This window comes from Paracoccus fistulariae (genome assembly GCF_028553785.1).
GTDB lineage: Bacteria > Pseudomonadota > Alphaproteobacteria > Rhodobacterales > Rhodobacteraceae > Paracoccus > Paracoccus fistulariae.
The window spans coordinates 1177828-1203742 of record NZ_CP067136.1; the positions used below are offsets into that span (position 1 = coordinate 1177828).

General features: G+C 61.6%; 24 protein-coding genes. 10 read left to right on the forward strand and 14 right to left on the reverse strand.

What is annotated here, in order from left to right; translation table 11 throughout:
* Positions 1 to 73: 73 nt before the first annotated feature.
* Positions 74 to 1459 carry a GntP family permease gene (locus JHX87_RS05830; protein ID WP_271883132.1) on the forward strand — a complete coding sequence of 462 codons (1386 nt, stop codon included), beginning with the start codon at positions 74 to 76 and terminating at the stop codon, positions 1457 to 1459.
* 76 nt (positions 1460 to 1535) lie between these two features.
* On the opposite strand, the gene glnA is transcribed toward JHX87_RS05830, so the two are convergent.
* Both glnA and JHX87_RS05840 read right to left on the reverse strand, forming a co-directional pair.
* Entirely contained in the window at positions 1536 to 2942 is a 1407-nt protein-coding gene (glnA, locus tag JHX87_RS05835) for a type I glutamate--ammonia ligase (RefSeq protein ID WP_271883134.1), read from the reverse strand.
* Between the two features lie 97 nt (positions 2943 to 3039).
* A complete protein-coding gene (locus JHX87_RS05840; protein ID WP_271883136.1) occupies positions 3040 to 3378 on the reverse strand; it encodes a P-II family nitrogen regulator in 339 nt (112 codons plus the stop codon).
* A gap of 155 nt (positions 3379 to 3533) precedes the next feature.
* Here JHX87_RS05840 and JHX87_RS05845 point away from each other — a divergent pair, with 155 nt between their 5' ends.
* On the forward strand, positions 3534 to 5135 hold the full coding sequence (locus tag JHX87_RS05845) for an NAD(P)H-hydrate dehydratase (RefSeq protein WP_271883137.1): 1602 nt from the start codon (positions 3534 to 3536) through the stop codon (positions 5133 to 5135).
* A 57-nt stretch (positions 5136 to 5192) separates the two neighbouring features.
* Here the strand turns inward: JHX87_RS05845 and JHX87_RS05850 are convergent, their stop codons facing one another.
* The 6 genes from JHX87_RS05850 to nrdH form a co-directional block, all read right to left on the reverse strand.
* Positions 5193 to 6860, reverse strand: a complete 1668-nt coding sequence (locus tag JHX87_RS05850; protein ID WP_271883138.1) for an alkaline phosphatase — start codon at positions 6858 to 6860, stop codon at positions 5193 to 5195.
* A 165-nt stretch (positions 6861 to 7025) separates the two neighbouring features.
* Positions 7026 to 7436 (reverse strand): nucleoside triphosphate pyrophosphohydrolase family protein, encoded by a 411-nt coding sequence (locus tag JHX87_RS05855; RefSeq protein ID WP_271883140.1) that lies wholly within the window; start codon positions 7434 to 7436, stop codon positions 7026 to 7028.
* The gene (gene nrdF / locus JHX87_RS05860) at positions 7436 to 8410 is read right to left on the reverse strand and encodes a class 1b ribonucleoside-diphosphate reductase subunit beta (RefSeq protein WP_271883142.1); all 975 of its coding nucleotides are present in this window, start codon (positions 8408 to 8410) and stop codon (positions 7436 to 7438) included. The genes JHX87_RS05855 and nrdF overlap by 1 nt, the downstream gene beginning before the upstream one ends.
* 76 nt (positions 8411 to 8486) lie before the next feature.
* A complete protein-coding gene (nrdE, locus tag JHX87_RS05865) occupies positions 8487 to 10610 on the reverse strand; it encodes a class 1b ribonucleoside-diphosphate reductase subunit alpha (RefSeq protein ID WP_271883144.1) in 2124 nt (707 codons plus the stop codon).
* A complete protein-coding gene (gene nrdI / locus JHX87_RS05870) occupies positions 10595 to 11008 on the reverse strand; it encodes a class Ib ribonucleoside-diphosphate reductase assembly flavoprotein NrdI (RefSeq protein WP_271883146.1) in 414 nt (137 codons plus the stop codon). The genes nrdE and nrdI overlap by 16 nt, the downstream gene beginning before the upstream one ends.
* A 9-nt stretch (positions 11009 to 11017) precedes the next feature.
* A complete protein-coding gene (nrdH, locus tag JHX87_RS05875) occupies positions 11018 to 11239 on the reverse strand; it encodes a glutaredoxin-like protein NrdH (RefSeq protein WP_271883148.1) in 222 nt (73 codons plus the stop codon).
* 705 nt (positions 11240 to 11944) lie between these two features.
* On the opposite strand from nrdH, the gene JHX87_RS05880 reads away from it, so the two are divergent.
* The 6 genes from JHX87_RS05880 to JHX87_RS05905 all read left to right on the forward strand — a co-directional run bounded on the left by JHX87_RS05880 (position 11945) and on the right by JHX87_RS05905 (position 16848).
* Positions 11945 to 13177: an aromatic ring-hydroxylating oxygenase subunit alpha gene (locus JHX87_RS05880; RefSeq protein WP_271883149.1), complete on the forward strand. Its 1233-nt coding sequence runs from the start codon at positions 11945 to 11947 to the stop codon at positions 13175 to 13177.
* Positions 13178 to 13179: 2 nt separating this feature from the next.
* A complete protein-coding gene (locus JHX87_RS05885; protein WP_271883150.1) occupies positions 13180 to 14256 on the forward strand; it encodes an FAD-binding oxidoreductase in 1077 nt (358 codons plus the stop codon).
* Positions 14257 to 14344: 88 nt separating this feature from the next.
* Positions 14345 to 14806 carry a hypothetical protein gene (locus tag JHX87_RS05890; protein ID WP_271883152.1) on the forward strand — a complete coding sequence of 154 codons (462 nt, stop codon included), beginning with the start codon at positions 14345 to 14347 and terminating at the stop codon, positions 14804 to 14806.
* Positions 14807 to 14886: 80 nt separating this feature from the next.
* Positions 14887 to 15795 (forward strand): polyphosphate kinase 2, encoded by a 909-nt coding sequence (gene ppk2, locus JHX87_RS05895; RefSeq protein WP_271883153.1) that lies wholly within the window; start codon positions 14887 to 14889, stop codon positions 15793 to 15795.
* A gap of 235 nt (positions 15796 to 16030) precedes the next feature.
* The gene (locus JHX87_RS05900) at positions 16031 to 16321 is read left to right on the forward strand and encodes a DUF1330 domain-containing protein (protein WP_271883155.1); all 291 of its coding nucleotides are present in this window, start codon (positions 16031 to 16033) and stop codon (positions 16319 to 16321) included.
* Positions 16322 to 16374: 53 nt separating this feature from the next.
* On the forward strand, positions 16375 to 16848 hold the full coding sequence (locus tag JHX87_RS05905) for a tellurite resistance TerB family protein (RefSeq protein WP_271883158.1): 474 nt from the start codon (positions 16375 to 16377) through the stop codon (positions 16846 to 16848).
* Here the strand turns inward: JHX87_RS05905 and JHX87_RS05910 are convergent.
* Positions 16845 to 18155 (reverse strand): NAD(P)/FAD-dependent oxidoreductase, encoded by a 1311-nt coding sequence (locus JHX87_RS05910; protein ID WP_271883160.1) that lies wholly within the window; start codon positions 18153 to 18155, stop codon positions 16845 to 16847. The two genes, JHX87_RS05905 and JHX87_RS05910, sit on opposite strands and share 4 nt — an antisense overlap.
* Positions 18156 to 18401: 246 nt before the next feature.
* Here JHX87_RS05910 and JHX87_RS05915 point away from each other — a divergent pair, with 246 nt between their 5' ends.
* Positions 18402 to 19082, forward strand: a complete 681-nt coding sequence (locus JHX87_RS05915) for a hydrolase (protein ID WP_271883161.1) — start codon at positions 18402 to 18404, stop codon at positions 19080 to 19082.
* Positions 19083 to 19138: 56 nt separating this feature from the next.
* On the opposite strand, the gene JHX87_RS05920 is transcribed toward JHX87_RS05915, so the two are convergent.
* Positions 19139 to 20494 (reverse strand): glutamine synthetase family protein, encoded by a 1356-nt coding sequence (locus JHX87_RS05920; RefSeq protein ID WP_271883163.1) that lies wholly within the window; start codon positions 20492 to 20494, stop codon positions 19139 to 19141.
* Positions 20491 to 21201: a type 1 glutamine amidotransferase gene (locus tag JHX87_RS05925; protein WP_271883165.1), complete on the reverse strand. Its 711-nt coding sequence runs from the start codon at positions 21199 to 21201 to the stop codon at positions 20491 to 20493. Before JHX87_RS05925 ends, JHX87_RS05920 begins: the two co-directional genes overlap by 4 nt.
* A gap of 151 nt (positions 21202 to 21352) precedes the next feature.
* Here JHX87_RS05925 and JHX87_RS05930 point away from each other — a divergent pair, with 151 nt between their 5' ends.
* Positions 21353 to 22480 carry an aminotransferase class V-fold PLP-dependent enzyme gene (locus tag JHX87_RS05930; RefSeq protein WP_271883167.1) on the forward strand — a complete coding sequence of 376 codons (1128 nt, stop codon included), beginning with the start codon at positions 21353 to 21355 and terminating at the stop codon, positions 22478 to 22480.
* Here the strand turns inward: JHX87_RS05930 and JHX87_RS05935 are convergent.
* From JHX87_RS05935 to JHX87_RS05945, 3 genes are all read right to left on the reverse strand, one after another.
* Positions 22477 to 22950, reverse strand: coding sequence for an Lrp/AsnC family transcriptional regulator (locus JHX87_RS05935; RefSeq protein ID WP_271883169.1), 474 nt, complete (start codon positions 22948 to 22950; stop codon positions 22477 to 22479). The two genes, JHX87_RS05930 and JHX87_RS05935, sit on opposite strands and share 4 nt — an antisense overlap.
* Positions 22951 to 23047: 97 nt before the next feature.
* Positions 23048 to 24121 carry an alpha/beta fold hydrolase gene (locus tag JHX87_RS05940; RefSeq protein WP_271883171.1) on the reverse strand — a complete coding sequence of 358 codons (1074 nt, stop codon included), beginning with the start codon at positions 24119 to 24121 and terminating at the stop codon, positions 23048 to 23050.
* A gap of 181 nt (positions 24122 to 24302) precedes the next feature.
* A complete protein-coding gene (locus JHX87_RS05945; protein ID WP_271883172.1) occupies positions 24303 to 25901 on the reverse strand; it encodes a GMC family oxidoreductase in 1599 nt (532 codons plus the stop codon).
* Positions 25902 to 25915: the final 14 nt, after the last annotated feature.

Genomic DNA, 25915 nt, shown 5'->3' on the forward strand with positions numbered 1-25915 from the left:
GTCAGCCTTTGCCCCCTTTGCCCCGGTCACCCTGTCCGCGCGGATCGCGCGGCATTTGATAAAGAGGTGCGTTGTGGGACTTTTAGGAATTTTCTTATCGCTGGGCCTGCTGATGTATCTGGCCTATCGCGGGATCAACGTGCTGATCCTTGCACCGCTGCTGGCGCTGCTGGCCGTGCTGATGTCGGGCGATCTGCCGGTGCTTGCCACCTATACCCAGGTTTTCATGAAATCGCTGGGCGGTTACGTGATCACCTATTTCCCGCTGTTCCTGCTGGGCGCGATCTTTGGCAAGCTCATGGCAGATAGCGGCGCGGCGCGCACCATTGCGGAACAGATCGTCTCGACGCTGGGCACGAAACGCGCCATTCTGGCGGTGGTGCTGTCCTGCGGCGTGCTGACCTATGGCGGGGTGTCGCTGTTCGTGGTGGCCTTTGCCATCTATCCGATTGCGAACTCGCTGTTCCGCCGCGCCGATATCCCCAAGCGGCTGCTGCCCGCCGCCATCGCGCTTGGGTCCTTTACCTTCACCATGACCGCCTTTCCGGGCACGCCCGCGATTCAGAACGCCATTCCGATGCCCTTCTTTGGCACCAATGTCTTTGCCGCGCCGGTTCTGGGGACGCTGGCCGGGCTGGTGATGCTGTTCGGTGGCACCGCCTGGCTGAACCGCCGCGCCGCAGCCGCCGCTGCGCGGGACGAGGGCTATGGCCAGCATGCCCGCACCGCCGCCGACAGTTCGCTGGCCGAGGATGCCGACCTGCCCGGTTTCGGGCTGGCCATCCTGCCGGTGATTTCGGTGATCGCCCTGAATGCGATCTTTACCTATCTGGTGATCCCGAACATGGATGCCAGCTATCTGGCCCTGCCCGAATATGGCGCAACCGACCTGAAAAGCGTGGCCGGGATCTGGGCGATAATCGTGGCGCTGACGGCCTCGATCGCGCTGACGCTGTTGCTGAACTGGCGCCGCTTCACCGATGTGAAGGAAAGCGTCAATTCCGGCACGATGGGATCGCTGCTGCCGATCTTCAACACCGCGTCCGAGGTCGGTTACGGCGCCGTCATCGCCTCGCTTCCGGCCTTCATGGTGATCAAGGATGCGGTGCTGGGGCTGTTTCCCGACAATCCGGTCGCCTCGCTGGCCGTGGCCGTCAATGTGCTGGCGGGGATCACCGGCTCTGCCTCGGGCGGGATGTCCATCGCGCTGAATGCGTTGGGAGAGCAGTTCGCGACCATGGCGCAGGATCAGGGGATCAGCATGGGGCTGATGCACCGGGTGACGGCGCTGGCCTCGGGCGGGTTCGACGCCCTGCCCCATAATGGCGCGGTCATCACGCTGCTGGCGATTACCGGGATGACGCATAAGAAAAGCTACGCCGATATCTTTGTCGTCGCCGTGGCGATTCCGGTTCTGGCCACCATCGGGGTGATCATTCTGGGATCCTTCGGCCTCTGACACGCTCGCCGCAGGTACAGCAAAAAGCCGCCCCCGACAGGGCGGCTTTTTCTGTTTTCAGATCCGCAAGGCGGGATCAGCAGCTGTAATACATCTGATATTCGACCGGATGGGGGGTGTGCTCATAGGCATAAACCTCTTCCCATTTCAGGGCGATATAGCCCTCAAGCTGGTCGCGGGTGAAGACATCGCCCGCCAGCAGGAAGTCCATGTCCTTCTCCAGCTCTTCCAGCGCCTCGCGCAGGCTGCCGCAGACGGTCGGGATTTCGGCCAGTTCTTCGGGCGGCAGATCATACAGATCCTTGTCCGATGCCGGGCCCGGATCGATCTTGTTCTTGATGCCGTCCAGACCCGCCATCAGCAGTGCCGCAAAGCACAGATAGGGGTTGGCCGAGGGATCGGGGAAGCGGGCTTCGACGCGCTTGGCCTTGGGGCTTTCGGTCCACGGGATCCGCACGCAGCCCGAGCGGTTGCGGGCCGAATAGGCGCGCAGCACCGGGGCCTCGAAACCGGGGATCAGGCGCTTGTAGCTGTTGGTCGAGGGGTTGGTCAGCGCGTTCAGCGCCTTGGCGTGCTTCAGGATACCGCCGATGAACCACAGCGCCTCTTGCGACAGGTCGGCATATTTGTCGCCCGCGAACAGCGGCTTGCCGTCCTTCCAGATCGACATGTTCACATGCATCCCCGAGCCGTTATCGCCCTTCATCGGCTTCGGCATGAAGGTCGCCGATTTGCCATAGGCATCGGCCACGTTGTGGATCACGTATTTGTATTTCTGGATATTGTCGGCCTGTTCGGTCAGCCCGCCAAAGATCAGGCCAAGCTCGTGCTGACCGCTGGCAACCTCGTGGTGGTGCTTGTCCACCTTCATGCCCATGCGCTTCATCGTGGACAGCATTTCGCCGCGGATATCCTGACCGGCATCGATGGGATTGACCGGGAAATAGCCGCCCTTGTGGCCGGCGCGGTGGCCCTGGTTGCCCATTTCGTATTCGGTATCGGTATTCCAAGCCGCATCGACCGCGTCGATCTGATAGGCCACCTTCTGCGGCGTCACCGAATAGCGCACATCGTCGAACAGGAAGAATTCAGCCTCGGGGCCGAAATAAGAGACATCGCCGATGCCGGTCGATCTCAGATAGGCTTCGGCCTTGTCGGCGGTGCCGCGCGGGTCACGGCTATAGGCCTCGCCGGTATCGGGTTCGACCACGTTGCAGTGAACGCAAAGCGTCTTTTCGGCGTAGAACGGATCGATATAGACCGACGCCGGGTCGAGGATCAGTTTCATGTCCGACTGGTCGATCGACTTCCAGCCCGCGATCGAGCTGCCGTCGAACATGAAGCCTTCTTCAAAGAAGTCCTCATCGACCAGATCGACATCCAGCGTCACATGCTGAAGCTTGCCCTTGGGGTCGGTGAAACGAACGTCGACATAGGCGACTTCTTCGTCCTTCAGCAATTGCAAGACATCTGTAACTTTCATCTCTTCCCTTTCTTCAATTTTACGCCGCGCACCATTCGGGCCGGGGCGTCAAGGTTCCTGTCTCCGACCGCCCGCACCTGCGGACAGCCGGGAAATCTCAGACCGCGTCGTCGCCGGTTTCGCCGGTGCGGATGCGGATGGCCTGTTCAACCGGCGAGACGAAGATCTTGCCATCGCCGATCTTTTCGGTGCGGGCGGCATCGACGATGGCATCGACCGCAGCTTCGACCTGATCATCGGGCAGCACCATCTCGATCTTCACCTTCGGCAGGAAATCGACCACATATTCAGCGCCGCGATACAGTTCGGTGTGACCCTTCTGACGACCGAAGCCTTTGACCTCGGTAACGGAAAGGCCCTGGACGCCGACCTCTTGCAGCGCCTCTTTCACATCGTCCAGCTTGAACGGCTTGATGATCGCTTCGATCTTTTTCATCGCAATTGACCCTTCCTCGCGGCTTGTCTGCTGACTGATTGGCGGGTTTCATGGCCCGGGTAAATGCAGCAGGCGGCGGATCATGGTTGGAATGAAGGCAACCGGGTGTGTTTGCGCAAAAATTATGCAGCAAGATTAAAAGTCAGGCAATCGTGATGTTGGACGGCACTGAAATTCTGACCTCTGCCCAAATGCGCGCCCTCGAATCCCGCGCGATGGCCAGTGGCACGGTCACCGGTCTGCAGTTGATGGAGCGTGCGGGCAGCGCCGTGGCAGGGCAGATCCGGCTGCGCTGGCCCGTGCCGGGGCGCGTCACCGTGTTATGCGGTCCGGGCAATAACGGCGGCGACGGTTATGTCATTGCCCGGCTGCTGCACGAGGCGGGATGGCGCGTGCGGGTTCTGGGCCTGCCGGCCCCCCCCGGCCCGGATGCCGCGCAGATGAAGGACCGCTGGCAGAGGATCGGACCGATCCTGCCGCTGACGCGGGCAGAATTGCAGCAGGGCGGCGGTCCCCACCTTCATGTCGACGCAATTTTCGGCACCGGCCTGACGCGCCCGCCGACGGGTGAGATCGCCCAGCTGTTGCGCCATCTGGCGGGCTTTGGCGGCGATCTTGTCGCCGTGGATTGCCCAAGCGGGCTGTGCATGGATAGCGGCGCGATGCTGGGCCAAAGCCGCGAGGATGCGCAATACCTGCTGCGCGCCGGGCTGACCGTCGCCTTTGACAGCCCAAAGCCCGGGCATCTGCTGGGGCTTGGGCCGGAATGCTGCGGCAGGCTGGTGATCGCCGATATCGGGCTGCATGACTGGCGCGTGACAGGCGCGGATGATCCACCCGCCGCCCCCCGCCCGTTGACCGAGGCGATATGGCCCGAGTTCGATATCCCCGACAGCCGCCGCCCGGCGCTCTCAGCCCAGAAACAGGCACAATGGCTGAGCAGACGAGGCTCTGGCCGGGGCCATAAATTCAGCCACGGTCACGCGCTGGTCATTGCCCGAGGCATCGGCCACGGCGGCGCCGCGCGTCTGGCGGCCCGCGCCGCCCTGCGGATCGGCGCGGGTCTGGTCACCATCTGCCCCACGGGTTCCGCGCTGATCGAGCATTCGGCCCCGCCCGACGCGCTGATGCGCAAGCAGGTGAATGATGCCGAGGATTTGGCGAAGATGCTGGCCGACAGGCGGATCACATCGGTTTGCCTTGGCCCTGGCTGCGGGATCGACCGCGCCTCGGACCTGCTGCCTGTTCTGCTGGCATCGGCGCGCGCCGCCGTGCTTGATGCCGATGCGCTGACCGCCCTGGCAATGGACGACACCCCGTTCAGGGGTCTGCATGGCAACATCGTCCTGACCCCGCATCTGGGCGAATTTGCCCGTCTTTTCCCGGATCTGGCCCGGCGGCTGACCGAAACGCCCGACAGCGGCCCCGCCTATTCCAAGCTTGACGCCGCGCGCGACGCTGCCGCGCGCAGCAAGGCGGTGGTCCTGCTGAAAGGGCCGGATAGCGTGATCGCCGCGCCGGATGGGCACGCGGCGATCCATTCGGCCTTCGACATTCCCTGGCTTGCCACGGCCGGCGCGGGCGATGTTCTGGCGGGCATCATCACCGGGCTTCTGGCGCGTGGCCTGCCTGCCCTTGACGCGGCATCGCTTGGGACACGTGTCCATGCCAAGGCCGCGCGTCTTTTCGGTCCCGGCCTGATCGCGGATGACCTGCCCGATCTGATCCCGCAGGTCTTGCGCGACATATCCGGCTAGCAGCAAATGGAAAACGGCCCGCGGGACATGCGGGCCGTCTGAAGAAAAGGCAGCGGATCAGTTGCTGCCGTTTGTCTCTCCGGTGGCGGCATCGTGGCTTTCCGACGCGCTGGTCGGCGCATCCGGGTCCATCTTGTCACCATCATTGGCGGTTTCCGCCTCGGATCCGTCCGTCATGGCCTCACCGGCCTCGGCACCGTCAGCCATATCGGCGCTTGTGTCAGCATCCATGCCCGCCGCAGACGCATCGCCCGCCGTGATCGCCTTATACATGACGTGGAAGATCAGGTTCTGCTCGATCACGCCGCCGAACAGATGCGCCCAGGGCCCTTGCGCCATCACCGCCACATCGACGGCGGAATGCGTCTCGGACGGCAGAGGCAGCAGCGCCTGTTGCAGGAAATCGGGATCCGTCGCCTGTTCCTGGGTCAGCACCTCGCGGGTCCCGGTATAATCGTTGCTGCCTTCCTCCTGATGCAGGATGGAACCCGCGCCGTTCAGATAGCTGGCCACGCTATAGGGCTTGCCGTCCAGCGCCATGGCCAGATCTTCCGAATGCTCCGGCCCTTCATCATCGACATTATAGCACAGGCCGGTGATCGGCGTGCCGCGTCCGCAATAGCCGTTGAATTCCAGCACATGCCCGTGATCAGCAGTCACCACGATCAGCGTCTCTTCCTGATCCACCATCGAAACGGCCTTTTCGATCGCCTCGGCAAAGGCCGCGCCATCGGTCACCGCACGATGCAGGTTGCCGTCGTGATTGGCGTGATCGACCCGGCCGGCCTCGACCATCAGGTAATAGCCATCACCGTTCTGCGACAGGCTGGTGATCGCCTTTTCGGTCATCTCGGCCAAAGAGGGCTCATCCGTGCGGTCCTCTTCGTACTGCATATGACTGCCTTCAAACAGGCCCAGAATCGGCTGCGCCGGATCGGCATCGGCAAAGGTCTGGTCGTTCCAGACATATTGCCAGCCCTTGGCAGTGATCTCATCCACCAGATTGCGGTTATCGACGCGGCGGCCCTCGGTCCCCTCATCATCGGTGATCCCCGCCGGCAGGAAATTCGCCCGCCCGCCACCAAGGGCCAGATCCACGGTCCCGGCCTCGATCGCATCGACCATCTGCGCGGCGATATCCTTCTGGGCACAGCCCTCGGGCAGCTTGGTGTCATCCTCCCAATCGCGATTCGCGGTGCGGGCATAGACGGCAGCCGGGGTGGCATGGGTCAGCCGCGCCGTGCTGACGATCCCCACCGATTTCCCCATATCCGAGACGATCTCGGCAAAGGTGGTCAACCCCGCCGTCGCCGCCGCATCGCAGCTGTCATAGGCGCCGGCATCGTCGATATTGATGGTGCCGTTGCGCGACTTGATCCCGGTGTTCAGGGCGCTGGCCGTGGGTGCCGAATCCGGGGTCTGGCCGTTCGTGGTATAGGTCTTGACCAGCGCCGAATACGGGAATTTCTCCTGCGGCAGCACATGATCGTCGCCAAGCCCGCCGGCCTTCTGGCCGACCCACAGCCGCGTCGCATATTGCGTGCCGATGCTGTTGCCATCGGCGACGAACAGGATCACGTTCCTGGCGCGATTGGTGTTGTTTGTGACCGCCTCACGCGCGGTCAGGGCCGCCTGCGCATCGGTAAACCACGTGCTGTCCTTCTGCGCGATATCCACCTCTGCGACAGCCGGTATCGCCGCCAGCAGCGACAATGTACTCGCCATACGAATAATCATGTTTGATCTTCTCCCCTAATCACGCGCCTTGGCAGATGTCAGGACAGGTCAGCCAGAAATATCCGGGCTCAGGTGATCGAGGCCCGGATTCCTGCACCGGCGCAGTCCCGATAGTGAACCAGATAGCCGCGTCAGGGAAAGATTTTATGACAGTCAAAAAGGAGAATTCTTCTGGCCCTGATCCCGCTCTGCAAGAATTCGGGCCAGATCGGGCCTGCGGAAAGATGGCCCTTTCAGGACCTTCCCATCCTCGCGCAGGACCGGCCGACCATCAGCCCCCAGCTTCGACATGTTCGAGTCATGAACCTCGGCCATGGCGCGATCCTTCAGCTTGTGCAGGCCGAATTCCAGAAACGTCCCGTCCAGCACATATTGGATATCGCACAGCGCATCCAGAACCTCGACCAGATCCCCGGCCTGGGCGGCGGCCCGTAACTCGGCCACCTCCTCTTCCAGAAGCGCCAGCCGCATCTGAACGCGCGCCTCGGGAATGACCGGCGACTCTTCCACCGGCACATCGAAGGCCTCGTGCCACTCCTGCACAATGGCCAGCGTGTCAGCCATCAGAAATCCCAGTCCTCATCCTCGGTCGCAACCGCCTTGCCAATGACATAAGAGGATCCCGAACCGCTGAAGAAGTCGTGGTTTTCGCTGTCGGGCGACAGCGCGGCCAGAATCGCCGGATTGACCTCGCAGGCCTGCGGCGGGAACAGCGCCTCATAGCCCAGATTCTGCAGCGCCTTGTTGGCATTGTAATGCAGGAAAGCCTTCACATCCTCGGTCAGACCGATGCCATCATACAGCTCTGCCGTGTATTTCTGTTCGATATCATACAGATCGAAGATCAGCGAGAAGGCGAAATCCTTCAATTCCTGCCGCCGTGCTTCGCCAAGCTTCTCCAGACCGCGCTGATATTTGTAACCGATGTAATAGCCGTGCACGGCCTCATCACGGATGATCAGGCGGATCAGATCGGCGGTATTGGTCAGCTTGGCGCGGCTGGACCAGTACATCGGCAGATAAAAGCCCGAATAGAACAGGAAACTCTCCAGAAACACGCTGGCAATCTTGCGCTTCAGCGGATCATCACCGGCCCTGTATTCATCAAGGATCAACCGCGCCTTGGCCTGCAGATGCGCGTTTTCTTCGGACCAGCGGAAGGCCTCATCCACCTCCTTGGTCGAGCACAGCGTCGAAAAAATCGAGCTATAGGACCGCGCGTGGACCGCTTCCATGAAAGAGATATTCGACAGCACCGCCTCTTCATGGGGCGTGATCGCATCAGGCATCAGCGCGGGCGCGCCCACCGTGTTCTGGATCGTGTCCAGCAAGGTCAGCCCGGTAAAAACCCGGATCGTCAGCTGCCGCTCTTCCGGGCGCAGCGTTCCCCAGCTCGGCACGTCATTCGACAGCGGCACCTTTTCCGGCAACCAGAAATTCACCGTCAGCCGGTTCCAGACCTCCAGATCCTTCTCATCGTCCAGCCGGTTCCAGTTGATCGCCTTCAGCGCGCTGCGCTGCATCACCTGATCCTTCATCGCCGACCGCCCCTCTTCTTCTTTGTCAAAATATCCTCGGGGGTCCGGGGGCAGACAGCCCCCGGCCACCAGATGCCTACAGGGTGCAGGACACGCAGCCCTGAACTTCGGTTCCCTCCAGCGCAGCCTGCCGCAACCGGATGTAATAGATGGTCTTGATGCCCTTCTTCCAGGCATAGATCTGGGCGCGGTTGATGTCGCGCGTCGTCGCTTCGGCCGGGAAGAACAGCGTCAGCGACAGGCCCTGATCCACATGTTCGGTCGCCGCGGCATAGACATCAATGATCGCTTCCGGCCCGATCTCATAGGCGTCGCGATAATAGTCCAGATTGTCATTGGTCATGAAGGCGGCCGGGTAATAGACACGGCCGATCTTGCCTTCCTTGCGGATCTCGATCTTCGACACGATCGGATGAATCGAGCTTGTGGAATTATTGATATAGCTGATCGACCCGGTCGGCGGCACCGCCTGCAGATTGCGGTTATACAGCCCGTGCTCCATCACATCGGCCTTCAGCTTCGCCCAATCTTCCCGCGTGGGCAGCGTGATGCCTTCGAAGACGCGGGCGACATCGCCGTGAACCGGCAACCAGTCGCGCTCGGTATATTTGTCGAAGAAACTGCCATCGGCATAGGCGGATTTGTCGAAATCGCGGAAACTGCGGCCCTTTTCCTGCGCCAGCAGATTCGAGGCGCGGATCGCGTGATAGGCGACGGCGGCGAAATAGACGCTGGTGAATTCGACCGATTCCGGGCTGCCGTAATGGATATGCTCACGCGCCAGAAAGCCGTGCAGGTTCATCTGGCCCAGACCCACGGCATGCGCCTCATCATTGCCGCGCCGGATCGAGGGCACGGCGTCGATGGCCGACATCTCGGACACGGCGGTCAGCGCCCGGATCGCGGTTTCGATCGTCGCGCCGAAATCCGGGCCATCCATCGTCGCCGCGATATTCAGCGAGCCCAGATTGCAGGAGATATCGGTGCCCAGATGCTGATAGCCCAGATCCTCATTGAAGGTGCTGGCCTCATTGACCTGCAGGATCTCGCTGCACAGGTTCGACATGGTGATGCGCCCATGCACCGGATTGGCCGCGTTCACCGTGTCTTCGAACATGATATAGGGATAGCCGGATTCGAACTGGATCTCGGCAATGGTCTGGAAGAACTCGCGCGCATTGATCTTTTTCTTGCGGATGCGCTTGTCGTCCACCATCTCGGCATATTTCTCGGTCACCGAGATTTCCGAGAAGGGCACCCCATAGACCTTTTCAATGTCATGGGGCGAGAACAGATACATATCCTCGTTCTTCTTGGCCAGTTCGAAGGTGATATCGGGGATCACCACACCCAGGCTCAGCGTCTTGATGCGGATCTTCTCATCCGCATTCTCGCGCTTGGTATCCAGAAAACGCAGGATATCGGGGTGATGCGCATTCAGATAGACCGCACCCGCGCCCTGACGCGCGCCCAGCTGATTGGCATAGCTGAAACTATCTTCCAGCAGCTTCATCACCGGAATGACGCCCGAGGACTGGTTCTCGATGCCTTTGATCGGCGCGCCGGATTCGCGGATATTGGTCAGCATCAGCGCCACGCCGCCGCCCCGCTTGGACAGTTGCAGCGAGGAATTGATCGCCCGGCCGATGGATTCCATATTATCCTCGACCCGCAGCAGGAAACACGAGATCAGCTCGCCCCGTGACTTCTTGCCGGCGTTCAGAAAGGTCGGCGTGGCCGGCTGAAAGCGGCCCGACAGGATCTCATCCATGAAGCGCATCGCCAGCGCCTCATCCCCGCGCGCCAGTGCCAGCGACACCATCACCACGCGATCCTCATAGCGTTCAAGGAAACGCTGCCCGTCACGGGTCTTCAGCGTATAGCTGGTGTAATATTTGAACGCGCCAAGGAAGGTCGGGAAACGGAACTTCTTGGCATAGGCCGCATCCCAGATCGCGCGCTGGAAATTCTTGGAATACTGATCCAGCACCTCTGGCTCGTAATAGCCCTCATCCACCAGATAGCGCAGCTTTTCGTCCAGATTGTGGAAAAACACCGTGTTCTGGTTCACATGCTGCAGAAAATACTGACGCGCCGCCATGCGATCCGCATCAAAACGGATATGCCCTTCACTGTCGTAAAGGTTCAGCATCGCGTTCAGCGCGTGGTAATCCATATCTGGCTTTACACTGTCAAGCATTCCAACCCCCGGAATTTTTCCAGCCCCGCCCGCACGCGAAGCACATCAGTTTCAGTTCCGGCCAGCTCGAAGCGATACAGAACCGGGATCTTGCATTTCTCGGCGATTACCCGGGCCGCCAGGGCAAAGGTCGCGCCGAAATTGCGGTTTCCCGCCCCGATCACGCCACGCAACAGCGCGCGATGGGCGGGATCGTTCAGAAAACGGATAACCTGCTTGGGGACCGCGCCCCGTCCCTCTCCATCCGCGAAGGTCGGGCTGACCAGCACGAAGGGGCGACGGGGCTGCGGCATGGCATCCTTGGGCGAGACCGGAATCCTCATGGCGGGCTGCGCCAGCGCGGTGATGAACCGCGCCGTGTTGCCAGATGCCGATGAGAAATAGACCAGATCCGCCATTATCCTGCCTCAGGACAGGCGGCCGATCATATCGGGACGGAAGCCGGCCCAATGGTCTTCGCCGGCAATGACCACGGGCGCCTGACGATATCCCAACGAAGTCACATGCTGCATGGCCGCATCGTCTTCGGTCAGGTCGATCACGCTATAGGAAATGCCGCGGGCATCCAGCGCACGGGTCGTCGCGGTGCATTGTACGCAGGCGGGCTTCGAATAAACGGTGATGGTCATGGCTGTCCTCTGCTCTGTCTTTTTTCGGCGCGGCGGTCAGAGAGGAAAGATCGGGGCCATCTGCCGCCCCGCGCTCCCCTTACCGGCCCCGTCGCCCGGTTGGTCACTGCGCCACAGCGGTGCTTTGCCCCCTGCCATCAGCCCCCGTCGCTGTCCCCGGTTGGTCCCGGCGATCATTCGCATCCAAGGGGCTGTGCCGGACAGACAGAAACGACGGCGGTTTGCCACCGTTTTTCATCCTGACCATCCACTGAAACAAATGCCCTGCAGCCACATCATATAGACACAAAGCCGAAAGCGGCGTCAATATATAGTCTGCACGGGATTTTGATTTTTCTGCCGGACGCGCGTTGCGCCCTGTGGTCACGGCATCGCATAGCGGCGTTTCGCCCTGCTTTCTTGCCGTCTGGGCGGCCGCAGATCAACCCCGAATGTGGCGCGTCGGGCACAGCCATTGCCCCGTCCGAATCGAAGATCGCAGATATGGTTGACCTGTCTTCGAACCACAACTGCTTGTGGCATGACCAAGACGCGCAAGGCACGCGGCCCACCACCGCGCGAAAGGCCCTGACCGGGCCACCTTCGCCGAGGCGGTCGGCCACATATGTCTGAAACGACTTACGGCATGTCGCAAATTTGCCTTATCGAAATCATTGCAGGTTTAACGTGGACGGCAACGCAGCTGCTATCTTCGATGGATTCGCCATGACGCAGACCACCACAGCCGACATGATCGCCGCCCGCATACCGGGCTTCGCGCTAAGCCGCGATCTTTATTGCAGCGATCAGACCTACCAGGACGATCTGGAAAACATCTTCTACCGCGAATGGCTTTATGCGATTCCGGCCTGCGAAGTGCCCAAGACCGGCAGCTTTGCGACGCTGCAGGTCGGCACCTATCCGGTCATTATCGTGCGCGGTGCCGATGGCCGCATCCGCGCCTTCCACAATGTCTGCCGCCACCGGGGACAGCGCCTGTGCCCCAAGGAGAACGGCACCAATCCGAAACTGGTCTGCCCCTATCACCAGTGGACCTATGATCTGGACGGCAAGCTGATCTATGCCCGCGATATGGGCGAAGGCTTCGATGCCGCGAAATATGGGCTGAAGCCGGTGCATTGCCTGGATATCGGCGGCATGGTCTTTATCTGCATGGCGCAGGTACCGCCGCCGGTGAACGAGCTGGCGCCGCTGATGATGAAATATCTGGCTCCCTCGGGGCTGGCGGATACGAAGATCGCCTTCACCTCGACCATCATCGAGAAGGGCAACTGGAAGCTGGTGATGGAAAACAACCGCGAATGCTATCATTGCGGTGGCTCTCATCCGTCGCTGTGCCGCACCTATTCCGACAATCCCAACATGACCTCGATGCAGGGGCCCCACAGCGCCAGCCGGGAAATCCTGGACCATTGGGACCGTTGCGATGATGCGGGTCTGCCCTGTCGCTTCGTGCACCACCCGCAGATGCAGTGGCGGCTGGCGCGGCTTCCGCTGCTGAACGGCACCGAAAGCTTTACCCTCAGCGGCAAGGCGGCGGTGAAGAAGCGCATGGGCCAGATCCCCTTCGACACCGCGGGCAGCCTGATGTTCTATCACTACCCCAATACCTGGAACCATTTCCTGGGCGATCATGCCATCGTTTTCCGGATCCTGCCGATCAGCCCGACCGAAACCCAGGTCACGACCAACTGGCTGGTCCACAAGGATGCGGTGGAAGGGGTCGATTACGATCTGGACAATCTGACCCATGTCTGGCTGCACACCAATGACGAGGACCGTCAGGTGGTCGAGGAAAACCAGTATGGCATCCTGTCCCCCGCCTATGAGCCCGGTCCCTATTCCCCCACCCAGGAAGAGGGTGTCATCCAGTTCGTCGACTGGTATTGCGGTGTCATGGCAGAGCGTCTGTCGCCCAAGCCCATCGCCGCGGAGTAAGCATGAATAAACGGCAGTTGAACTGGTCCGCCGAGCCGTGGTCGGATTCCGAACTTCTTGAGGTCGCGATGGTGGTGCCCGAGGTTGCGGGCTGTGCCACCTTCACCTTCCGCGCACCTTCGGGGGCCTGGTTCGACTATCAGCCGGGCCAGTTCATCACGCTGGATCTGCCGGTTCCGGGCGGCAATGTGCAGCGCACCTATACGATCTCTTCCTCGCCATCGCGGCCACTGTCGATCTCGGTCACGGTCAAGGCGCAGGCGGATTCCATCGGCACGCGCTGGATGCTGGATCACCTGCGGCCGGGGATGAAGATCAAGGCCTATGGTCCCTCGGGCATCTTTTCGTCCCACAGGCATCCGGCCAGGAAATACCTGTTCATTTCGGCCGGGTCGGGCATCACGCCGATGATGTCCATGACGACATGGCAATGGGATTCGGGCGAGATGCCCGATATCGTCTTTGTCCATGCCGCGCGTCAGCCCAGCGATATCATCTTCTATAACCGGCTGGTGCAATTCGCGGGCCGCGTCCCGGGGCTGCAACTGCGCTTTACCGTGGAAGAAACCGCCCCGCATGACGTCTGGACCGGCTATCAGGGCCGCCTGTCGCAGATCATGCTGGGCCTGATGGCCCCCGATTACCTTGAACGAGAGGTGTTTTGCTGCGGGCCGGAACCCTTCATGCAGGCCGTGCGCGACATGCTGATCGCGCTTGGCTATGACATGGATCACTACCATCAGGAAAGCTTCGGCGCCCCGGTCAAGACCGAGGCGGATGCACCCGAACTGGACGACGTGATCCCCGATGAAGATGCGCGGTCCGAGATTACCTTTGCGACCTCTGGCATCTCTGCGCCGTGCACAGAAACCGATACCGTTCTGGCCGTGGCCAAGCGCGCCGGGCTGAACATCCCCTCTGGCTGCACCTTCGGGCTGTGCGGCACCTGCAAGATCCGCAAACTGTCGGGCGAGGTGCATATGGTCCATAACGGCGGCATCAGCGATGAGGATATCGAAGAGGGTTATATCCTCGCCTGCTGTTCCAACCCGATGGGCAAGATTTCGGTGGATGTCTGACGGCAGATGCCGAAGCGCGTGGACGGGCTTGCCGCATGGCCATGCGACGTGACAAGGTAAGGCGACCCGACTTACCGGACCGTCTGCAATGCCCCGCCTTCCCGTCCTGACCGCACTTGCCCTGAGCTTCGCCACCATGGCCGTTGCGGATGCGCCGCTGATCATCCTTGATCGGGCGCAACTGCCCTTTGATCTTGGGCCGGGACATCCGGCGAACAGCCCCGCGCGGACCTCGAACTCGCCCAATTCGGCGTGGAATTCGGCTTCGAATTCGGCCAATTCCTCGGCCGCCTGGGAAAACCGCCCCTCGAACCCGGATAATGAAAAGCGGCTGATCTTTACCGCCGATGGCAGCGTGCTGGGCTATTACGCGACGAATGCGGGCGGGGTGATGAACCTGTTTGACGTGAACGGCAAGCGGGTCGCCTATCGGCCCGCGCGCGGCACCCGCAGCCTGTTCACGACCTCGGGCGAATGGTGCGGCACGGTGGACCGCAATCGCGGCGGAATGGTGCTGGCGGTGACGCGTAGCTGCGCGGCGCGGTTCTGAAACATCGCCTCGGCGGAAACCCCGCCTGACATAATGCAGTTACAGTGCGGGCATAGACGGGTGCCAGCTTTGCGGAGTGGATGATGAAAGACGAACCAAAGGACTGGCTGGAAGCCGAGCTTCAGGACACGCTGGACGAGGATATCGAGATCGAGCTGGAAGACGCCGTGCTGTCCTCCGAGATCCGGCGCATCTATCGCGACAACCACCCCGAACAGATGTCGCGCAAGACCTATTTCGAGGAATTGCTGCGCCTTCAGGCCGAGCTGATCAACCTTCAGGACTGGGTCAGCTATCACGGCGAAAAGGTCGTTGTCCTGTTCGAGGGGCGCGATTCTGCGGGCAAGGGCGGCGCGATCAAGCGCATCACCCAGCGGCTGAACCCGCGCGTGGCCCGCGTGGTCGCCCTGCCCGCACCCTCGGATCGTGAAAAGACGCAATGGTATTTTCAGCGCTATGTGCCGCATCTGCCGGCAGGCGGCGAAATCGTCCTGTTCGATCGCAGCTGGTACAACCGGGCAGGGGTCGAGCGTGTGATGGGCTTTGCCGACGAAGATCAGGTCGAACAGTTCTTTCAGGACGTTCCCGAATTCGAACGGATGCTGGTGCGCTCGGGCATCCGGTTGGTGAAATACTGGTTCTCGATCACCGATGAAGAACAGCAGATGCGCTTTCTGATGCGCATTCACGATCCGCTGAAACAGTGGAAGCTGTCGCCCATGGATCTGGAATCCCGGATCCGCTGGGAAGATTACACCAAGGCCAAAGAGGATATGTTCGAGCGTACCAACATCCCCGAGGCCCCGTGGTATATCGTGCCCGGCAATGACAAGAAACGCGCCCGGCTGAACTGTATCAGCCATCTGCTGAGCCTGATTCCCTATGAGCCCGTGCCGCAAGACGACGTCGCCCTGCCGGATCGGGTCTTTAATCCCGATTATGAGCGCGAATATCTGCCCCGGGACTTATATGTTCCGCAGAAATATTAATATCTTACAGATTTGTTCCGGATTTTTTGGAACAAATCGGTTCACCTCGGAGTTAATATAGCGATTGAAGCTGTGGCGGCCGTGCGTTCACCCCTAAGATCCCACCGCCACCCGAGATTTTTGCGTTTGCGCCCCGGCGCAGCCCGATTTTCAAGCGTCGACGTCGCCCGTCCGGATAACCTATGGTTTCTGGGCGGGCTTTTTTATGTCCCGTGACCGAAACGGAGGAAAAGCCATGCCCAAAGGATATTGGGTCGCCCATGTCGATATCGACGATCCCGCCGCCTATGAGGCCTATCGCCGCGCCAATGCGGCGGCCTTCGACAAATACGGCGCGCGGTTCCTGATCCGCGGCGGATCGCAGCAACTGCTCGAGGGTCAGGCCAGGGCCCGATGTGTCGTGGTGGAATTCGATTCGGTCGAGGTCGCGCGGGCCTGTTATCACAGCCAGGAATATCAGACGGCCAAGGCATTGCGCGATCCGGTGTCGCGGGCGGATGTGACAATTGTGGAAGGTTGCCCGTAAAACTGCTAGGGATAACATCAGATCCAAGAATCTGTCTCTAGTGAAAGTCTCCGATGTTCCGCAATCTCTTGTCCAGGCTGTTTACCGATGATCCCAATCCGGTCCGGCTGGCATCGGAAGATGCCGAGGTCGCGATTGCGGCGCTGATGGTGCGGCTGGCCCGCGCCGATGATCGGTATTCGCGCGAAGAACAGGACCGGATCGACCAGGTTCTGTCACGCAGTCGTGGCGTCACCCGACGCGAAGCGGCCGAGCGTCGCGCCGCCGCCGAGATGATCGAGGCCGAGGCCCCCGACACCGTCCGTTTCACCCGCCATATCAAGGACCGCATCGCGCTTGAGGATCGGCTGACCGTGATCTCGGCTTTGTGGGAGGTCGCTTATGCCGATAAGCGCCGCTCTTCGGAAGAGGAAAGCCTCGTGCGGCTGGTTTCGGGATTGCTGGGCGTGACGGATCGCGATTCCGCGCTGGCCCGCCAGCGCGTGCGCGAGGATATGGGCCTGCAGCCGGTCAGCAAATCGGCCTAGAACCCCAGCCTGTCGCGCAAACCATACCAGGCCATCCCCGCCACCAATAGCGGCCCGCGCAGCATGGAACCGCCCGGAAAGACCCGTGTCGGAATGGCTGCCATGGCATCAAAGCCGTCCGCCTGACCCTGAACCGCCTGCGCCATCAGCTTTCCCGCCAATGTCGCCAGCGCCAGACCGTGACCGGAAAAGCCGCTGGCCGACAGGCAATTCGGCGCGGGCCGGGCGAAACAGGGCATCCGGTTCATGGTGATCGCCAGCGTCCCGCCCCAGGCATGGGTCAGCTTCACATGGGCCAGCTGCGGATAGACCGACAGCAGATGCGGCCGCACCAGCGCGGCAATGTCCTGCGGAAAACGATAGGTCACCGTCTCGCCACCGCCGAAGATCAGGCGGCGTTCCTCATCCATGCGCCAGTAATTCACCACGAATTTCGTATCCGCCACGGCGCTGCGTTCGGGCAGGATCTCGGGCGCGCGATTACCCAAAGGCTCGGTCGCGACGATGTAATTGTTGATCGGCATGACACGGGCGGCGATCCTGCGGTTCAACCCGCCCAGATAGCCATTCGCCGCCAGGATGACCTGATCGCAGACGATCTGGCCCTGCGCGGTAAAGACAGTGCTTTTTCCCGCGGCGCTGCCATGCTGGATGCGCTGCACCGGGCTGTTTTCAAAGATCTGCGCGCCCGCAGCCTTGGCCAGCCGCGCCATGCCAATGGCCAGATTCAGCGGATGCAGATGCCCTGCCCCACGATCCAGATCCCCGCCGACATAGGTTTCGCTGCCCAGCAGCCGCGACATGCCGTCAATATCCAGCGGTTCGATCTTGTCATAATCGTAATGCCGCGCCAGATGATCGGCCATCTGCATGGCGTGATCGACCTCTTCACTGGTGCGACAGGCATGGGCGATGCCGTCGGTCACCGGCACATCGCTTTCGGCCGCCAGTTCGCGGACCAGCGCCTTGGCCTCTTCCGCGAGATCCCACAGCCGCCGGGCTGTGTCGCGGCCCAACTTGTCTTCCAGCCAGTCGACCTCTTGCCGCTGGCCCGAGCCCATCTGCCCACCATTGCGCCCCGAGGCGCCAAAGCCCACGCGATGCGCCTCCAGCAGGACGACCCGCCTGCCCGCCCGCGCCAGATGCAGCGCCGCCGACAGGCCGGTATATCCCGCCCCGACAATGGCGATATCGGCCCGAACCTCACCCTGCAGCGCGGGAAAGGGCTCCAGTTCTTGCCGCGTCTGGGCATAGAGGCTGGCGGGATATTCCCCGCGCCGGTCATTGGCGTAAAGCAGGTTCGTCATGTGGTGATCCGTCAAAGCGGCCTGATTTCTTTAACCATATTTCATGGCAGGACGGGACGAAACATCCATTGTCATCTTTTCACGCAGCCGAAAAAGGCGGCTATGCCGAAATCAGAGTTCGTTTTTTCAGAACGAATATTCAATTGTATGTTCTGTAATTGAGATCATATTCAGCATGTGCTGCCGCAGGGAATTCAACCCTTACGCGACAGTCGCACGGTACATATCGAATGAAAGGATGTTACCATGTCTTCTCCTGCAAATTTCAACGGTGCCAGACCCGTCATCGACGCCGATGATGCCGTCATGCTGCTGATCGACCATCAAAGCGGCCTGTTCCAGACGGTCAACGACATGCCAATGACCACGCTGCGCCGCCTTGCCGGGGCGCTGGCTTCCATGGCGACGCTGGCCAATATTCCCGTGATCACAACGGCCTCGGTTCCGCAGGGGCCGAACGGCCCGCTGATCCCCGAGATTCACGGCAATGCGCCCCACGCCAAATATGTCGGGCGCAAGGGCGAAATCAACGCCTGGGACAATCCGGAATTCGTGAAAGCCGTCGAGGAAACCGGGCGCAAGACGCTGATCATTGCAGGCACGATCACCAGCGTCTGCATGGCCTTCCCCGCGATCAGCGCCATTGCAGCAGGCTACAAGGTGTTCGTCGTCGTGGACGCCTCGGGCACCTATTCAAAGATGGCGCAAGAGATCACGCTGGCCCGTGTCGTTCAGGCCGGGGCGGTCCCGATGGACACCGCCGCCGTCGCATCCGAGCTGCAAAAGACATGGCATCGCGAGGATGCCGAAAAATGGGCCGAGATCTATACCCAGATCTTCCCCGAATATCAGTTGCTGATCGAAAGCTATCAGAAGGCCCGCGAGGTCGAGCATCAGGGAGAAGAGCTGGATTCGCAGAAAAGCTGACGCCTTATCCGCAGGCGTAAGTCGCACGGCCCCGGAAATCCGGGGCCGTGCCGCGATCAGACATTCAGCAACAGATGTTCACGTTCCCACGGGCTGATCACCTGCAAGAACTCTTTGTATTCATTGCGTTTGACGGCTTCGTAGACGGCTGCGAACTCTTCGCCCAGCACGTCGCGCATGGGTTTGCTTTCGTTGAACAGATCCAGCGCATCGCCCAGATTATAGGGCAGCTCATCCTGCGACATATAGGCGTCGCCCAGACATTCGGCGCGCGGGCTTTCCTGTTCGATCAGGCCCAGATAACCGCAGGCCAGCGACGCCGCGATGCCCAGATAGGGGTTGCAATCCATGCCTGCCAGACGGTTTTCGACGCGCCGCGCCTCGGGTCCGGAAATCGGCACGCGGATGCCGGTCGTGCGGTTGTCGCGCCCCCATTCCAGATTGATCGGCGCGGCAAAATCCGGGACATAGCGGCGATAGCTGTTCACATAGGGCGCCAGCAGCGCGATGGCCGCAGGCAGATGACGCTGCATTCCGCCGATGAAATGCAGGAAAGCCTCGGTCTCGCGCCCGTGATCGTCGGAAAAGACATTCTTGCCGGTTTCAAGATCCACGACGGAATGGTGGATATGCATGGCGCTGCCGGGCTCGCCCTCGATGGGCTTGGCCATGAAGGTCGCGAAACAGTCGTGACGCAGCGCGGCCTCGCGGATCAGGCGCTTGAAGAAGAAGATCTCATCGGCCAGCGCGACGGGATCGCCGTGGTTGAGGTTGATCTCGACCTGACCGGCGCCGCCTTCCTGCAGGATGCCGTCGATCTCGAACCCCTGTGCTTCGGCGAAATCATAGATGTCGTCGATCACCTTGCCATATTCATCGACCGCCGACATGGAATAGGCCTGCTTGGCCGCCGCGCGACGGCCCGTGCGCCCCATCGGCGGGATGATCGGCTGGTTCGGGTCGGTATTCCGAGCGACCAGAAAGAACTCCATCTCGGGCGCGACGACGGGCTTCCAGCCCTTTTGCCGATACAGCTCGACCACGCGTTTAAGCACGTTGCGCGGCGCGATGGGCACCGGATTGCCCTTCTGGTCATGGGCGTCATGGATCACCTGCAGCGTCCAGTCCGCCGTCCAAGGGGCAGCCGTCGCCGTGGTGAAATCCGGCGTCAGGATCATGTCCGGTTCGGTAAAGGCACCCGAGGGGTTGTCCGCCCATTCCCCGGTGATGGTCTGCAGAAAGATCGAGTTCGGCAGATAAAACTTGTCCTGCCGCCAGAATTTCGACGCGGGCATCGCCTTGCCCCGCGCCACGCCTGCAATATCGGCGACGATGCATTCGACCTCATCCAGCCGGCGATCGGCCACATAGTTCCTGGCCGCTTGCGGCAATCGGTCTGTCCAGTCGCTCATGCGCCCCCCTGCGACGTGTTGCCCGCAGCAGCACGCGATTTCCTGAAAAAGCTCTCGATCCGGTCCGCCATATTGGCCGAGGCCTTGGCCTCTCCCATCCGTCCGGCAGCGCGGTCCAGCAGATCATCGGGGACAACGCCCTTGGCGCGCGTGTCCATCAGGCCCTGCACGAAATCGTCGTTGAATTCCGGATGCGGCTGAATGGTCAGCGCCTTGTCGCCATAGACCAGCGCCGCATTGGCGCATTGATCGTTGCGGGCAATGACCGACGCGCCTTCGGGCAGTTCGACGACCTGATCCTGATGCCAGGCATTCAGCCGCAGCTTTTCACCCTGAAAATCGTAATCCTGCGTGCCGACAGCCCAGCCGCCCTCGTATTTGACCACCTTGCCACCCAGGGCCTGCGCGATGATCTGATGGCCAAAGCAGATGCCGACCATGGGGACAGGCGCGGCATAGGCCTGACGGATAAAATCCTCCAGCGGCGGGATGAAGGGATGCGGCTCATAGGCGCCGTGGCGCGATCCCGTCAGCAACCAGCCATCCGCGTCGTGGATCGTGTCGGGAAATTGCATCTCCTCGACATCCCAGATGGTGAACTCAAAGCCGCGTCCGGCCAGAAGCCGCACGAACATATCCGGATAGTCGCCCAGGTCGTCCTTCAACTGCGCGGGCGACTTGCCGCATTGAAGTATGCCGATACGCATGAAAAACCTGCGAAGTTATTGCCTGTGAAATCGTAATCGTCCGACAGGGGGTGCCGCAAGGGGGCAAAGCGATTTAGCGCGGCGACAGGCTGGCAGCAGCCGTCAGGGGCGGCTAACCTGTCACGGAAGCAGAAAACCAAAGGAAGCCGCCATGCCGCATCTGCGCCCCGAAATCGATCCCGATGGGTTAGAGGAATTTTCGGTCGTCTTCACCGATCGGTCCCTGAACCATATGTCGCAACGTTTTCAACAGGTCATGCGCGATCTGTCGGAGATGCTGAAGGATGTCTATGGCGCGGCGCAGGTGGCGGTGGTCCCCGGCGGCGGCAGCTATGCGATGGAATCAGTGGCCCGGCAATTCGGTCGCGATGCCCATGCGCTGATCGTCAGAAACGGCTGGTTCAGCTATCGCTGGACGCAGATCTTCGAAGCGGGCGGCTTTGCGCGCGACACCACCGTGGCCATGGCCCGCCCCGCCGGGAACGAGCCGCAGCCCGCCTATGCCCCGCCCCCGATTGATGAGGTGGTGGCAAAGATCCACGAGGCGCGCCCCGACGCGGTCTTTGCGCCGCATGTCGAAACCTCAGCCGGGATCATCCTGCCTGACGACTACATCACCGCACTAGCCCAGGCCGCGCATGAGGTCGGCGCGCTGATGGTGCTGGACTGCATCGCATCGGGCACGATCTGGGTCGATATGCAGAAAACCGGCGTCGATGTGCTGATCTCGGCCCCTCAGAAGGGCTGGTCCGCATCACCTGCGGCGGGTCTGGTGATGCTGTCGGACCGCGCTGCCGCAAAGCTTGCCGACACCGAAAGCGACAGCTTTGTTCTGGATCTGAAGAAATGGCGCGCCATCACGGAAGCCTATGAAAATGGCGGCCACGCCTATCACGCCACCATGCCCACAGATGCGCTGCTGGGCCTGCGCGATGCCATGGTCGAAACGCGCGAGATGGGGCTGGAGGCGGCCCGCGAGGCGCAGTGGGATCTGGGCCGCAAGGTGCGTCAGATGCTGGCCGAGAAAGGCATCCGTTCCGTCGCCGCCAAAGGGTTCGAGGCGCCGGGCGTTGTCGTCAGCTATACCAGCGACCCCGACATCAAAAGCGGCAAGAAATTTCTGGATCAGGGCATGCAGATCGCTGCAGGTGTACCCCTGGCGGTGGAGGAAGGATCCGATTTTTCGACCTTCCGGCTGGGGCTGTTCGGGCTGGACAAGCTGAAGGATGTCGATGGCACCGTGTCGCGGCTGAAAGCCGTGACCGATCAGCTGCTTTAACGGTCGCGCGTATTCACCGGATAGGCGGTTGTGTAATGCAGCCGCTCCATCGCGAAATGCGAGGTGACGTTTTTCAACGGCACGGCCTCGGTCAGGCGGCGATAGAAATCGTCAAAGGCCGCCATATCCGCGACCGCCACCCGCAGCAGGTAATCCATTTCGCCTGCCATGCGGAAGGCCTCCATCACCTCGGGCAGTCCGGCAATGGCGCGCAGAAAGCTGTCGCGCCATTCCGCGCCGTGATCCACGGCCTCGATCCCGACAAAGACCGACAATCCGAAGCCCAGTTTCGCCGGATCCGCCAGGGCGACGCGGCGGGTCAGCACGCCCGCCGCCTCCAGCTTCTGGATGCGCTTCCAGCACGGCGTCTGCGACAGACCGACGCGATCTGCGATCTGGGCGATAGGCAGGGTCGCATCCTGCATCAGCGCCGCGACGATCTTGCGGTCGATCAGGTCCAGTTCCGGCATCACGGCTCTCCTTCGGATTCCGGGGCAAGATGAAAGCAGCGGCGGGAAAAATCCACCGGTTTCATCGCGATTTTCCGGGTCGGGAGCCGTTGGCAGGTCAGTCGGCCTGCTGCCAGGCGCAGATGCCAAGGAAATCATCCTCGGTCCGGTCGGAATTGGCGATCAACCGGCTGTCGCCATCGCGGCAGACAACGGTGTAATCGTCATATCCTGCCATATCGGCCAGGATCTGATCCCAGTGGCGATATTGTACCGTATGCCCCTCGCCGGGATAGGCCGTGGCCTTCGCGACATTGGAAAAGGCGGCCTGCCACTGCTCCATATCTGTCTTCGTCACGACCTCATCCGCATCGCCGTAATACAGATAGACCGGCGCAGTCACCGCAGAGACATCGGCCACGGCATTCTCGCCGCATATCAGCGTATATTCATGCGCCAGCGCAGAGGCATCGCCCATCTGCCCACCGACGTAGAAAGAGCGTGTCCCATCGGCATAGGCTCGGGTCTGCCAGCCCGGCACCACCAGCACGGGCGACCCCGGAACGCCCCACCAGTCCTTCGGATTGTTGGTATAGGCCGACAGCACCTGCGCCCAGTCCTCGGTGCTGCGCGAACAGTCCGGCTGGCTGCGCGTTGGCAGCGTCCGCGACACCGCCGCGCCCGCATGGATCGACAGCACGCGATCCGGCACCGCAGCGGCCAGATGGGCGGCATAGGCGCCACCGCCAGAGATCGCCATGATCGCGAACTTGTCCACGCCCAGATGATCCAGCACGGCCAGAACCTCCTCGACGTAATCCTGATAGCCCAGGGCCGGATCAAATGAGGATTCGCCAAAGCCGTTCCGCTCGACCGAGATCACGCGCAGCCCCAGCTCTTCACGCATGGATCGGGCAAATTCGGTCAGTTGGAACGCTTCAAGGCTGGTGCCCTGACCGCCGATGAACACGACCGCGCGGTCATCCGCATCGCCTTCGTCGATATAGTATGAAATCCGGCCATCGCGCGACAATTCGTGAACTTCCGCGCCGATATGATCGAAATCGTTCTGAAGCTGGATCGTGGCCGCGTCCCGCCCGTCCGGCATCGGCGACGCCGTCTCATCCGCCAGCGCGGGAAGCGCCCCGGCCACGCCAAATCCGATCACCATCGCCCAATTCAAACTGTTCATCTGCATCCCCTCCATTGCGATATCCGGCAAGGGCCGCATCGAAGATGCCACCGACCGATATCCTGCACGTGTTTTCAGATGCAGGAAGTTTAGTCAGCCAGAACAGAATGATCGCGCAAAATTCGAAGCAAACCGTACAAATTACGCAGCATGGCGCGAATAGGCGGTCATGCGGGACCCGTCAGGCGCGCGCATCCTCCAGGATCATCTGCGCCGCCTTTTCCGCGATCATCATCGTTGGCGCATTGGTGTTGCCGCTGGTGATGCGCGGCATGACCGAGGCATCCGCGATCCGCAGCCGTCCCAGGGCGCGCATCCGCAGGCGGGGATCCACCACGGACCCCGCATCCGCGCCCATGCGGCATGTCCCAACCGGGTGAAAGATCGTCGTGCCAATATCGCCCGCGGCGCGCACCAGTTCGGCATCGGTCGCAAAGCCATCGCCCGGCATATGCTCTTGCGGGCGATAACGGGCGAATGCGGGCTGGGCCGCAATCTCTCGCGTCAGGCGAATGGCGCGGACCGCCACATCCCGGTCACTTTCGGTGGACAGATAATTCGGTCGGATCGCCGGGTGATCGCGGAAATCGGGACTGGTCACATGGACCGAGCCCCGGCTGTCCGGGCGCAGGTTGCAGACGCTGGCGGTCATGGCGGGAAAGGGGTGAACGGGGTCGCCGAACTTGTCCAGGCTGACCGGCTGGACGTGAAATTCCAGATCCGCCGTCGCCTTCTGCGGTCCCGATCTGGTGAAAATGCCCAACTGGCTGGGCGCCATCGACATCGGGCCAGAGCGTTTCAGCAGATATTCCAGCCCGATCCGGGCCTTGCCCCAAAGATGCGATGCCTGCTCGTTCAGCGTGGGCACGCCGGTCACCTTATAGACCATGCGCAATTGCAGGTGATCCTGCAGGTTTTCGCCCAAAGCATCGACCTGAACCTGCGGCGTGATCCCCGCCGCCTGCAGGATATCGCCACGCCCGACGCCCGAATGCTCCAGGATCTGGACCGAGCCGATGGCCCCCGCCGACAGGATGGTTTCGCGATCTGCGGCGATCTGCCTGCGCTGGCCCTGATGGTGCAGGATCACGCCGCGCACCTCGCCCGCCTTGATCACCAGACGCTCGACCGAGGCGCCGGTCATCACCCGCAGATTGGGCCGCCCACGCGCCGGGCGCAGAAATGCCTTGGCCGCGCTCCACCGCCAGCCATTGCGCTGCGTGACATCGAAATAGCCGCCGCCCTCATTATCGCCGCGATTGAAATCATCCGTGCGCGGGATGCCAGCCTGCTCGGCCGCGTCCAGAAACGCGTCCAGCACGGCCCAGCGGACGCGCGCGGTTTCCACCCGCATCTCGCCGCCAGAGCCGTGGCTGTCATCGGCGCCGCGATAATAATCCTCTTGCCGGGTGAACAGCGGCAGCACATCGTCCCAGCCCCACCCGGCACAGCCCATCTGACGCCACTGGTCGTAATCGGCAGCCTGCCCGCGCATATAGATCATGCCATTGATCGACGAGCATCCGCCCAGCACCCGACCGCGCGGATAGATCAGCGACCGCCCGTTCAGACCTGCCTCGACCTGCGTCCTGAAGCCCCAGTCGGTGCGCGGATTGCCGATGCAATAGAGATAGCCGACGGGAATGTGGATCCAGTGGTAGTTATCCGATCCGCCCGCCTCCAGCAGCAGCACCCGGTTGGCGGGATCGGCGCTGAGACGGTTGGCCAGCACGCATCCCGCGCTGCCCGCACCGATGACGATATAGTCATAGCTTTCCATCGCCTTCCCCTTTC

Bases quoted from the DNA above. Each gene is read 5' to 3' on its own strand.
- glnA (WP_271883134.1), bottom strand. From the start codon at position 2,942: ATGAAAGTTACAGATGTCTTGCAATTGCTGAAGGACGAAGAAGTCGCC.
- JHX87_RS05840 (WP_271883136.1), bottom strand. From the start codon at position 3,378: ATGAAAAAGATCGAAGCGATCATCAAGCCGTTCAAGCTGGACGATGTG.
- JHX87_RS05845 (WP_271883137.1), top strand. From the start codon at position 3,534: ATGTTGGACGGCACTGAAATTCTGACCTCTGCCCAAATGCGCGCCCTC.
- JHX87_RS05850 (WP_271883138.1), bottom strand. From the start codon at position 6,860: ATGGCGAGTACATTGTCGCTGCTGGCGGCGATACCGGCTGTCGCAGAG.
- JHX87_RS05855 (WP_271883140.1), bottom strand. From the start codon at position 7,436: ATGGCTGACACGCTGGCCATTGTGCAGGAGTGGCACGAGGCCTTCGAT.
- nrdF (WP_271883142.1), bottom strand. From the start codon at position 8,410: ATGAAGGATCAGGTGATGCAGCGCAGCGCGCTGAAGGCGATCAACTGG.
- nrdE (WP_271883144.1), bottom strand. From the start codon at position 10,610: ATGCTTGACAGTGTAAAGCCAGATATGGATTACCACGCGCTGAACGCG.
- nrdI (WP_271883146.1), bottom strand. From the start codon at position 11,008: ATGGCGGATCTGGTCTATTTCTCATCGGCATCTGGCAACACGGCGCGG.
- nrdH (WP_271883148.1), bottom strand. From the start codon at position 11,239: ATGACCATCACCGTTTATTCGAAGCCCGCCTGCGTACAATGCACCGCG.
- JHX87_RS05880 (WP_271883149.1), top strand. From the start codon at position 11,945: ATGACGCAGACCACCACAGCCGACATGATCGCCGCCCGCATACCGGGC.
- JHX87_RS05885 (WP_271883150.1), top strand. From the start codon at position 13,180: ATGAATAAACGGCAGTTGAACTGGTCCGCCGAGCCGTGGTCGGATTCC.
- JHX87_RS05890 (WP_271883152.1), top strand. From the start codon at position 14,345: ATGCCCCGCCTTCCCGTCCTGACCGCACTTGCCCTGAGCTTCGCCACC.
- ppk2 (WP_271883153.1), top strand. From the start codon at position 14,887: ATGATGAAAGACGAACCAAAGGACTGGCTGGAAGCCGAGCTTCAGGAC.
- JHX87_RS05900 (WP_271883155.1), top strand. From the start codon at position 16,031: ATGCCCAAAGGATATTGGGTCGCCCATGTCGATATCGACGATCCCGCC.
- JHX87_RS05905 (WP_271883158.1), top strand. From the start codon at position 16,375: ATGTTCCGCAATCTCTTGTCCAGGCTGTTTACCGATGATCCCAATCCG.
- JHX87_RS05910 (WP_271883160.1), bottom strand. From the start codon at position 18,155: ATGACGAACCTGCTTTACGCCAATGACCGGCGCGGGGAATATCCCGCC.
- JHX87_RS05915 (WP_271883161.1), top strand. From the start codon at position 18,402: ATGTCTTCTCCTGCAAATTTCAACGGTGCCAGACCCGTCATCGACGCC.
- JHX87_RS05920 (WP_271883163.1), bottom strand. From the start codon at position 20,494: ATGAGCGACTGGACAGACCGATTGCCGCAAGCGGCCAGGAACTATGTG.
- JHX87_RS05925 (WP_271883165.1), bottom strand. From the start codon at position 21,201: ATGCGTATCGGCATACTTCAATGCGGCAAGTCGCCCGCGCAGTTGAAG.
- JHX87_RS05930 (WP_271883167.1), top strand. From the start codon at position 21,353: ATGCCGCATCTGCGCCCCGAAATCGATCCCGATGGGTTAGAGGAATTT.
- JHX87_RS05935 (WP_271883169.1), bottom strand. From the start codon at position 22,950: ATGCCGGAACTGGACCTGATCGACCGCAAGATCGTCGCGGCGCTGATG.
- JHX87_RS05940 (WP_271883171.1), bottom strand. From the start codon at position 24,121: ATGAACAGTTTGAATTGGGCGATGGTGATCGGATTTGGCGTGGCCGGG.
- JHX87_RS05945 (WP_271883172.1), bottom strand. From the start codon at position 25,901: ATGGAAAGCTATGACTATATCGTCATCGGTGCGGGCAGCGCGGGATGC.